General features: G+C 74.8%; 10 protein-coding genes. 5 read left to right on the top strand and 5 right to left on the bottom strand.

Annotation, left to right across the window (positions count from 1 at the left end):
- The first annotated feature begins 182 nt into the window (after window positions 1-182).
- The 4 genes from RI554_08645 to RI554_08630 all read left to right on the top strand — a co-directional run bounded on the left by RI554_08645 (window position 183) and on the right by RI554_08630 (window position 3,259).
- Complete coding sequence (locus tag RI554_08645; protein ID MDR9392079.1) at window positions 183-605, top strand: NifB/NifX family molybdenum-iron cluster-binding protein; 423 nt, start codon at window positions 183-185, stop codon at window positions 603-605.
- Window positions 606-749: 144 nt separating this feature from the next.
- Window positions 750-1,169, top strand: coding sequence for a hypothetical protein (locus RI554_08640; GenBank protein MDR9392078.1), 420 nt, complete (start codon window positions 750-752; stop codon window positions 1,167-1,169).
- A 1-nt stretch (window position 1,170) separates the two neighbouring features.
- Entirely contained in the window at window positions 1,171-2,529 is a 1,359-nt protein-coding gene (locus RI554_08635) for an AarF/UbiB family protein (GenBank protein ID MDR9392077.1), read from the top strand.
- Between the two features lie 28 nt (window positions 2,530-2,557).
- Window positions 2,558-3,259 carry a DNA-3-methyladenine glycosylase 2 family protein gene (locus RI554_08630; GenBank protein MDR9392076.1) on the top strand — a complete coding sequence of 234 codons (702 nt, stop codon included), beginning with the start codon at window positions 2,558-2,560 and terminating at the stop codon, window positions 3,257-3,259.
- A 22-nt stretch (window positions 3,260-3,281) separates the two neighbouring features.
- Here the strand turns inward: RI554_08630 and RI554_08625 are convergent, their stop codons facing one another.
- The 5 genes from RI554_08625 to RI554_08605 form a co-directional block, all read right to left on the bottom strand.
- A complete protein-coding gene (locus RI554_08625; GenBank protein MDR9392075.1) occupies window positions 3,282-4,403 on the bottom strand; it encodes a lipocalin family protein in 1,122 nt (373 codons plus the stop codon).
- A gap of 82 nt (window positions 4,404-4,485) precedes the next feature.
- Window positions 4,486-5,688, bottom strand: coding sequence for an FAD/NAD(P)-binding oxidoreductase (locus tag RI554_08620; GenBank protein ID MDR9392074.1), 1,203 nt, complete (start codon window positions 5,686-5,688; stop codon window positions 4,486-4,488).
- 210 nt (window positions 5,689-5,898) lie between these two features.
- On the bottom strand, window positions 5,899-6,861 hold the full coding sequence (locus RI554_08615) for a PEGA domain-containing protein (protein ID MDR9392073.1): 963 nt from the start codon (window positions 6,859-6,861) through the stop codon (window positions 5,899-5,901).
- An 85-nt stretch (window positions 6,862-6,946) separates the two neighbouring features.
- Window positions 6,947-7,588, bottom strand: coding sequence for a hypothetical protein (locus RI554_08610; GenBank protein ID MDR9392072.1), 642 nt, complete (start codon window positions 7,586-7,588; stop codon window positions 6,947-6,949).
- A 17-nt stretch (window positions 7,589-7,605) separates the two neighbouring features.
- Window positions 7,606-8,082, bottom strand: a complete 477-nt coding sequence (locus RI554_08605; protein ID MDR9392071.1) for a MarR family transcriptional regulator — start codon at window positions 8,080-8,082, stop codon at window positions 7,606-7,608.
- Window positions 8,083-8,285: 203 nt separating this feature from the next.
- Here RI554_08605 and RI554_08600 point away from each other — a divergent pair.
- Window positions 8,286-9,520 (top strand): dienelactone hydrolase (locus tag RI554_08600; GenBank protein MDR9392070.1); only part of this gene is annotated, 1,235 nt, incomplete at its 3' end.

Here is a 9,520-nt window from a genome sequence, read left to right as displayed (position 1 = left end):
CGGACCCCGCTTCGCGTTCCGCGCCCCAGGGCGCACCCCGGGCCTGCGCGGTAGGGCCCGAGCGGGCCCGCCGCCCGGGGGGTTGGTCGCATCCCGTACCGCCCCGGAGCGCGGGCGGCGATACATTTCGAGGCGTGGCGGGAGATCCCCCGGGGGCGGCACCACAGGGGAACGGAGGAGCCATGCGAATCGCGGTCGTGAGCGACGATGGACGCACGGTGAGCGCCCACTTCGGGCGCGCACGGTCCTACCTGGTGTTCGAGACCAAGGACGGCGTCATCCAGGCGGAGGAAACCCTCGAGAAACCCACGCGCGACGGGCGGGGGCACGCCCACGAAGCGGCGCACGACCCGGCCCGCGACCCCGACGCCGACCCTGCCCACGGCTCGGGGCACGGTCACGGGGGGGCGGACGCCCACCGCGCGATGCTGGATCCGATCCGGGGGTGCGACGTCGTCCTGGCCGGTGGGATGGGGCGCGGCATGCAGGGGCACCTGAAGGCCGCCGGCATCGAAGCGATGTTGATCGCGCCGGGCCCCGCGCGCGAGGCGGTCGAGCGACTCCTGGCCGGCGACCTGACGCACGAAGCGCACCGCCTGCACTGAAGGCGCGGACGCCCCCGCGACCCCGCGCGCACGGCGGTCGGGGGGCGGGGGACGCGGGCCGGGACGCCCGCCCTCGCGCGCCCCTGCGCCCGCTGCTAGCGTGCGTGGGTGGGTGCGCCGCGCGCGCCCCGGAAGGGACGGGACATGGACGACGGCGACCCGCGCGACCTGCGCAGCGTCCTGGCGGCGTGGGCGCTCGTGCACGAGCTGGCCGACGAGGGCTGGAAGGCGGCGGTGGCGCGCGGCGAAGCGGGACCGCGGGACGCGCCCGGGCCCGGCGCCGGGGCGGCGGACGGGACGTCCGGCGCGGCGGCCGGCGCAACGGCCGGCGGGACGGCGGCGTTCGTGGACGCCGTCGCGGCGCAGGTGCACCGCGAGAAGGAGGCCCTGAAGGCCCGCCTGGCGGGCACCGACGCGTCCGCCGCGTCCGGCGGGCGGGTGGACGGCGACGCGGCGCTGGAGGCGCTGCGGTTCGAGGTGGCGGAGGTGCGCACGCGCTTGGAGTCGATCGAAGCCACCCTGGACGCCCTCCACGCTCACCTCACGCCCGACGACGAGGCCTGACGTGGCGGGGCGCGGCCGCGCCATCGCGGCCACCGCCCTGCGGACCGGTGCGCGGGTCGCGTGGCGCCGTGGGTTCGGGCTGCGGCGGGGCGACGCGGCGTCGCGCGCCGCCGCCCGCGAGGTGCGGCGCGGGCTGGAGCGGTTGGGTCCGGCGTTCGTGAAGCTCGGACAACTCGCGTCGGTCCGGCCCGACCTGGTGCCGGCCGACTTGGCGTTCGAGCTCGGAGCGCTCCGCGACCGGGTGGCGCCCCACCCCGCCCCCGCCATTCGCGCGGTCGTCGCGCGGGAGCTCGGGGCGGCGCCGGACGCCCTCTTCGCGTCGTGGGACGACGCGCCGGTCGCGAGCGCCAGCATCGCGCAGGTGCACGCCGCGACGCTGGCGCGACCCTACCGGCCCGCCGTGGGGCCGGTGCTGCCGGCCGGGACGAAGGTCGCGGTGAAGGTCGTGAAGCCGGGCGTCGAGGCGGCGCTCGCCGAGGACGTCGCGCTGGCCTACCGCGTCGTGCGCCTCGCGGCGCGCCTCCCCGCCGTCGCGCGGCTGGACCCCGCTGCGCTGGTGGCGGAGGTGGAGGCGAGCGTGGCGCGGGAGCTGGACCTGCGCGTCGAGGCGCGCGCGTCGCTGCGCTTCGCGCGGTTCTTTCGCGACGACCCCCGCATCCTCGTCCCGAGCGTCGTGGGTCGCCACACGACCCGGCGGGTGCTGGTCACGACCTTCGTGGACGGCTGGCGCCTGAGCGATCTCGGGGCGGCGGAGCGCGCGGGCGTGGACGCGCACGGCCTGGCGGTGCACGGCGCGACGGCGTTCCTACGGCAGGTCCTGGAGCTCGGGGCGTTCCACGCCGACCTGCACCCCGCGAACCTGCTGGTGACGCCCGACGGACGCATCGCCTACCTCGACTTCGGGATCGTGGGCACCACCACCGCCGCGGAGCGCGAGGCGATCGCGCAGCTGCTGGTCGCGACCGCGTTCGGGGACGCGGACCGCGCCGTGCGCGCCTCCCGCGCGCTGGGGCTGGCCCTGCCCCCCGACCGGGAGGCACCGATCCGCGCGGCGGTCGACGGGCTGTTGCGGACGCACCTGACCGAGCGCCACCCCGCCGACCTGCGCGGGTTCGCGCTCGGGGTCCTGCGGCTGCTGCAGCGCGAGCGCGTTCCGATCCCGCCCGGGTACGGGCTGCTGCTCAAGAGCCTCGTGACGGTCGAGGGCGTCGCGCGGGCGCTCGTACCCGACGTCGACGTCGTCCGGACGGCGGCCCCGACCGCGTCGGACGTGCTGCTGCGGACGCTGAGCCGCCCGGAACGCCTCCGGGCGCGGGCGCCGGCCGCGGTGCGCGCGGCGGTCCGGGAACTCCTGGCCTGAGCGACGCCCGCGCGGGTACCGTGCCGGCGTGCCGGCCTCCGACCCGCCCGACGCGCCCCACGACCCGGACGCCCACGCCCCCACGCCGCCACGCGGTCCGGCCGGCGAGGCGGTCCTGGGGGACGAGGCGGCGCTCGCCGCCGGCGTGGGGGCGCTCGGGGCCCGGGAGCCGCGCTTCGCGGCGGCGGTGGAGGCGGCGGGGCCGCCCCCGCTGCGCGCCCGGCCGGACGGCTTCCAAGCGCTGCTTCGCAGCGTCGTGTCGCAACAACTGAGCGTGGCGGCGGCCGCCACCATCCAGGGGCGGCTCGACGCGGCCGGCCTCACGACGCCGAACGCGATCCGCGCGGCGGACGACGACGCGCTGCGCGCGGCGGGCGTCAGCCGACCGAAGATCCGCTACCTGCGCGGCATCGCCGACGCCGACCTCGACTACGCCGCGCTCCGGACCGCGCCGACCGAGGACGTCGTCGCGGCCCTGGTGGCGCTGCCCGGCATCGGGCGCTGGACGGCGGAGATCTACGCGACGTTCGCGCTGCTCCGCGCGGACGTGTTCGCGGCCGGCGACCTGGCGTTGCGCGAGGGGGCGCGCGACCTGTTCGCGCTCCCGGCCCGCCCGAGCGAGGGGGACCTGCGTACCCTCGCCCAGGCGTGGGCCCCGTGGCGGGCGGTGGCCGCGCGGGTCCTGTGGCAGCACTACGGCGCGATGCGCGGGCGGGCCGGGGCGCCCTGAGGGGGGGCGGCCCGGCGGGCCGTCAGTCGCCGGGCGCGAAGGGGTACCGGTCGTAGTTCGTGAGCTCCACGAAGCCCCGCCCGGTGCGCGACCCTTCGACCGTCACGGCGCCCTCCCAGTAGACGATGCCGGTCGTGGCGCGGGTATCCATTTCGCTGTCCAGGATGCGGGGGGTGACGCGCACGTCGACGTCGTGGTCGGGGACGCGCACGTCCCACGCGACGGGGTACGTCGCCCCCGTCGCGTCGCTCGTCCACGACGCGCCGGTCGGCTCGATCGCCACGTCGTCCTGCGTGAGGTACGTCGTGGCGCCGTCCGCGTCGATCACGCTGCCCGCGACCGTCTGGTAGGTGCCGTCCTCGTCGCGGATGAGGTACAGCATCGCTTCGGTGCCGTCGTCGAACTGCATCGCGAACCAATCCCAGCCGGCGAACGCGTCGATGCGGAAGTCGCCCCACTGGTGGTCGAACCACGCCTCCCCGGTGACCGGTTCGGCCCGCCACGCGAGGGGCACCACGCGGTGCGGCGCGACGGTGCCCTCGACCGCCATGCGGGTGTGCGACACGTAGTAGCTGACGCCGCCCGGCCCCATCGTCTGGATGCCGGGGCGTTCGCCGTGCAGCGACGCCGGCTTCTCCGGCGTCAGGACCAGGTCGAAGGCGCTCCCGCCGACCGTGAACGTCAGGTGGTGCGACACCCCGTCCGCGCTGCGGACGGCGCGCCAGTCGTTCATGGAGACGTCCAGCTCGACGCGGGACGCCTCGCCGTCCCACGGCACGCCCCGCTGCGCCTTGGCGTGCGTGCCCGCCTCGAGGTCGTGGAGCGCGGCGTGCGCGACCATCTCCTTCTCGATCCACCAGTTCGAGGGGATCCCCGCCACGCGAATCTCCGGCGGCGCGAACGCCTCGAAGAACGTCAGTTGGAACGCCAGCTCGCGACCGTCCGCGGTCTCCAGGTGGCCGACCCAGTACCACCACTCGAACGGCGCGTCGTGCGCCGCGTCGTCGGCGGGCAGCTCCACGTCGCGCACCGGGTACGGCGCGTCGTAGACGCTTTCCTGCGGACCGAGGGCGGGGGTGCAGCCGGCGAGCAGGAGCGCCGCGCCGGCTGCGAGGAGGAGGGGGAGCGCCGTCGTGTGCCTCATGCGCACAGGCTAGCGAGGCCGGAGCGGCCCGACGGTGGGGTACGGAACCGTCGCCGGCCGACCCCACGCCCCCCGCGCGGCCTCAGGCGAGGCCGCGAAGCATGCCGTGCCAGTACATCTGCGGCAGGAGGTGCCGCTTGAGCATGTACATGTCCCACCGTTCCTTCGTCTGGTCGACGGGGAAGGTCGGTTTGTAGGTGTTGCCGTACTCGAACTCGGCGAGCACGAGGCTGCCGTACCCGGTGACGAGGGGGCAGGAGGAGTAGCCCGCGTAGGCCTTCTCGGACGTCGCGCCCGCGCGGTGCGCGAGGAGGTGGTCGACGAGGACGGGCGCCTGCTTGCGGACCGCCGCCCCGGTCTTCGCGGTGGGGAGCGCCGCGACGTCCCCGAGCGCGAACACGTCGGGGTGCCGGACGTGCTGCAGGGTGGCGTGATCGACGTCGGCGAAGCCGGCGTGCGGACCCTCCGCGACGGCGAGGTCGCCGTCGCGGACGGGGGCGGGGGCGCGCATGGGGGGCACGACGTGGAGCAGGTCGTAGCCGATGCGGATGCGCTCGGAGTCGGGGTCGCCGGTCGTGCGGAAGACCGCCTCCTTGGCCTCGGCGTCGACGGCGACGAGTTCGTGGTGGAAGCGCATGTCGATGTCGCGCTTCTCGACGATGCCGTTGAGCGTTTCGTTGATCTCCGGGACGCCCAGCATGACGGTGCCGGCGAAGGCGCCCACGATCTCGGTCCGTTCGCGCAGGCCGTGCTTCCGGGCGTAGTCCTCGGCGAGGTACATGATCTTCTGCGGCGCGCCGCCGCACTTGATCTGACCCGCGGGGGCGGTGAAGACCATGCGGCCGCCCGTCCACGCCTGCAGTTCGCGCCAGGTGGCTTGCGCGTACTCGGGGGTGTAGTTGGAGACGACGCCGCCCTGACCGACGGCGTCGCGCAGCCCTTCGACGGCGTCCCAGTCGTACTCGATGCCGAGGCCGACGACGAGTTGGTCGTACGCGACGGTGTCGCCGCCCTGGAGGGTGACCTCGTGGGCGTCGGCGTCGATGGAGGCGACGGCGTCCTGGATCCACGTCACGCCCTTCGGCATGACCTTCGCCTGGTCGCGGCGGGTCTCCTCGACGTCGGTGACGCCGGCCCCCACGAGGGTCCACAGGGGTTGGTACCAGTGGTCGCGGGCGGGATCGACGACCGCGACGTCGAGCTCGCGGTTCGCGCGTTTCAGGCGGGCGGCGACGGTGATGCCCGCCGTGCCCCCTCCGAGAATCAGTACGGAATGCTTGCTCATGATGCGACGTCTCCCTTCGCCCGCCGTCGACCGGTATGGATTGTGCCGACGCGTACAGTGTGACGCATACCCCCTATGGGTATCAACCCTCGTGGGGGGCGGGGAGGGACGCGCGTCCCTTCCGCGAACCCCTACGAGCTCCGCCCCCGCCGGAGGCGGGGGCGGAGCGGGCGTCGGGGGGTGGGGTCCGGCGACAACGACCGAAGCGCGTCAGCGAGGACGCAGGGCGTCGGTGCGCCGTTCGAGCGCACCGACGACGGGACCGAGCGCATCCGCCCCCTGCGCGGAGGTGGCGGCCGTAGCCACCGAAGCGAGACGCCGCTCGAGGGTCGCGCGCGTCTCCGGCCCGATCTGCGGACGCGACGGCGTGGCGGACGTACCGAGGGACGAATACACCGGCGTCTCCTGCACACGGACGAGCACGATGATGTACTCCGAGCTCCCGCCGGAGTAGAACGACCACTCGCCGAACCCCGCGAAGGCGGGGTTGCCGTCGTCCGTATCCTCCAATCGGCCGTCGAGGTCGATGCTGACCGCCTTGACGATCCCGGCCGTGTCGACGAACGACGACACCAGGTCGGTGCGCTCGAACGTCGCGAAGAGGCCGACCCCGGTCGGGCCGCTACACGCGTCGTAGTCGAACCCGCACCAGGTCCACGTCCCCGCCTCGACGCCGGTCAGGTCGCCGTCGTCCTCGATCGACTCCGAGATCGACAGGAACCCCGCGTACTGAAGCCCGGTCCCCGAGAACTCGAGGAGCCACGCCCATTCGCCCCGGTACTGCATGTCCTCGGGATCCTCCGGCTGACCAGGATCCTCGGGGGGCGTGGGTGACGCGTCCCCCTCGGGCTGCAACGAAAGCTCGATCGACGTCACGTCCCCCGCCCGCACCCGGGCGGTGGTGGTGTCGGGACGGTAGCCGTCCGCGGTGGCGCGGACGGTGTAGGTGCCGGCGTCGAGCTCGACGTCGCCCGAGCCGCGCCGGGCGACGTCGGACGTCCCCTCGCGGGAGGCGGTGACGGTCGCGTCCGACGGGTCGACGCTCACGCGGAGCGTGCCGACGTTCGAGCCGGAGGCGGGGGCGGCGTCGCCGCCCCCGGAGCTGCAGGCGGCCAGCACCAGGGCGGCGAAGGTGAGGGCGAGGGTCGTGCGTGCGACGTGGCGATGGAACATGCGAACCTCCTCAGGAACGATACCAGGTTCGCCGACGCCTACGACGCGGAGCGTCGCAATCGTTGCGAAGGGCGGTCCATCCGCCTCAGGTGCGTGCGGAAGGGCGCTTCGGGGCGAGGCGCGCCGACCACACGGCGATCAGGGGGGCACCCACGGCCGTCGGCGCGAGCCAGACCACCCAGGCCGGTTCGAACGCCACGTTGACGACGAGGACGGCGGTCACGGTCGCGATGCCGCCGCCGATCATCCGACCCAGGTGCAGCGTCGTCCGGGCGGCCTTACCGAGCCGCTCCGCGGAGAGGGACCGCAGGTCCTCGATCGCCAGCGATCCCCCGATCGCGGCGAACACCAGCAGGACGGCCCCCAGTCCGTCGCCGGCCGCCACCTGCGCGATCCCCTGCACACCCATCGGGAGGGCGGCCACGAGCATGGCGGCGGCCAGGCCGCGGCCCCACGCGGCGGACGTCCCGACGCCGGGCCGACGGATCCAGCGCCAACCCGACGCGATCAGGTAGGCGCTGAACGCCGCGACCGCACCGAGGAACGGGCTGCCGATCAGGACGGCGAGAGGGAACGCGGAGCCGACCGCGACCGCCATCCCGGCGACGAAGGCGAGGCCTGCGGCGGTGTGGACGCCGCGTCGCTTGCGGGCCAGCAGCGCGACGGGCAGCGCGAGGAGGGCGAGCGTCCCGCCGACCACGTGGAGGATCAACAAGAGGGTGTCCATGGGGGGTCCTTTCCGACTCAGGCGTCGTCCGGTGCGTCCGCGCCGGGGGCGTCGTGCGCGCCGGCCTCGAGGCCGGCGCGCAACCAGGTGAGGAGGGCGTCGAGGTCGTGATGAAGGGCGTCCAGGTCGACGTCGAGTTCGCTGCGTGCGGGGGCCTGGAGGGCGTCTTCGAGCGTGTCCGCAGCGGTCCGCGCGAGGGTGCGGCCGGCGTCGGTGAGGAACAGCCGGGTCCTGCGCCCGTGGCGCGGGTCGGCTCGCACCTCGACGAGGGCGCGGTCGGTGAACCAGGGCAGGCGTTTGCTGACCGCGGCCCGGGAGACGTCCAGGTGCCGCGCGAGCGTGGTGCCGTCGACGCCCTCCGCACCGTCGAGCGTGACGAGGAACAGGAACTGGCTGTAGGTCATGCCGAGTTCGCGGCGGAGGATCGCGTCGGCGTGGCGATCGAGCACCGCCACGAGGTGGTGCAGCGTGAAGGTGAGGCGGGGGTCGGCCACGCGGCGACGCTAGCCCGACCCCCGAGCTTATGTCAACTAGTTGACATGTTGGTTCGGGGGGCTGAGGAAGGGGTCCGGAGCGAGTCGCGGCGTCGGGGTCGCGGTGGAACCGGGACGCGGGGCGGTCGCCCGCCCTCGACCCTGTACCCTGCAGGCATGCCCGCCCCACCCGACGCCCACCCCCGTTCCGGAAAGGACGCGCCATGCTCCCACCGCACGCCGCACGCCGCCACCTCGCCCTCGCCGCGAGCCTCCTCGTGACCCTCTCCCTCGCCGCCTCCGCCGCCGCGCAGGCGGTCGACCGCATCGACGTCGTCCGGCCCGACGCCCCCGAGCTCGCCCCCTACGGCGCGCACGACGTCGGCGTCCGCACGTTTCAGCTGGTCGACGAAGGCCGCCCCGACGTCGTGAACGTCCGCAGCGACGGCACCGTCCCCACCTACGACCGCCCGTTCACCGTCGAGGTCTGGCACCCCGCCGACCTCGGCGGCGGGGAGCCCGGCGGCACGTACGCCGTCACGACCCGCGACGGCGCCACCGTCGCGGAGCTCGGTGGGCGGGCGGTCCGCGACGCCGCCCCCGACGCGAGCGGCGCGCCCTACCCCCTCGTGATCGTGTCGCACGGCTACCCCGGCAACCGCTACCTGCTGGCCCACCTCGCGGAGAACCTGGCCAGCAAGGGGTACGTCGTCGCGTCGATCGATCACGCCGACAGCACCTACGCCGACGCCGGCCCGTTCGCCAGCACCCTCTACAACCGCCCGCTCGACCAACGGTTCGTCCTGAACGAACTCGAGCGCCTCGCCGCCGAGGACGGGGCCCTGGGCGGCCTCCTCGACGCCGACACGACCGCCCTCGTCGGGTACTCGATGGGCGGGTACGGCGCGGTGAACGCGATCGGTGGCGGCTTCACCGAGGCGTCCGCCGGCCTCCCCTTCGCCCCGCCCCGCGCCCTGTTCGAACGCCACCTCGCCGGCAGCGACGCGTTCGAAGCGCGCCGCGACGACCGCATCCGCGCCGCCATCGCCATCGCCCCCTGGGGCATGAACGCCGGCTTCTGGGACGCCGACGGCCTCGCCGGCATCGAGACCCCCGTCCTGTTCATGGCGGGCAGCGTCGACGACGTCGCGGGCTACGAGAACGGCGCCCGCGCGATCTTCGAGGGCGCCGTCAACGCCCCCCGCTCCCTCCTGACGTTCGTCAACGCCAACCACAACGCCGCCGCCCCCATCCCCGCGCCCAGCGCGGCGTGGGCGACGGGCACGTACGACCACTACGCCGACCCCGTGTGGGACACCGTCCGCATGAACAACGTCGCGCAACACTTCGCGACCGCGTTCCTCGGCGTGCACCTGCGCGGCGACGCGGACCTCGCGCGCTACCTGGACGTCGTCCCCGACGCCGCGGACGCCGTGTGGTCCGTCGACGACGACGGCGC

This window comes from Trueperaceae bacterium, from assembly GCA_031581195.1.
Taxonomy (GTDB): domain Bacteria; phylum Deinococcota; class Deinococci; order Deinococcales; family Trueperaceae; genus SLSQ01.
This window is presented reverse-complemented; position numbering and strand designations above follow the sequence as displayed.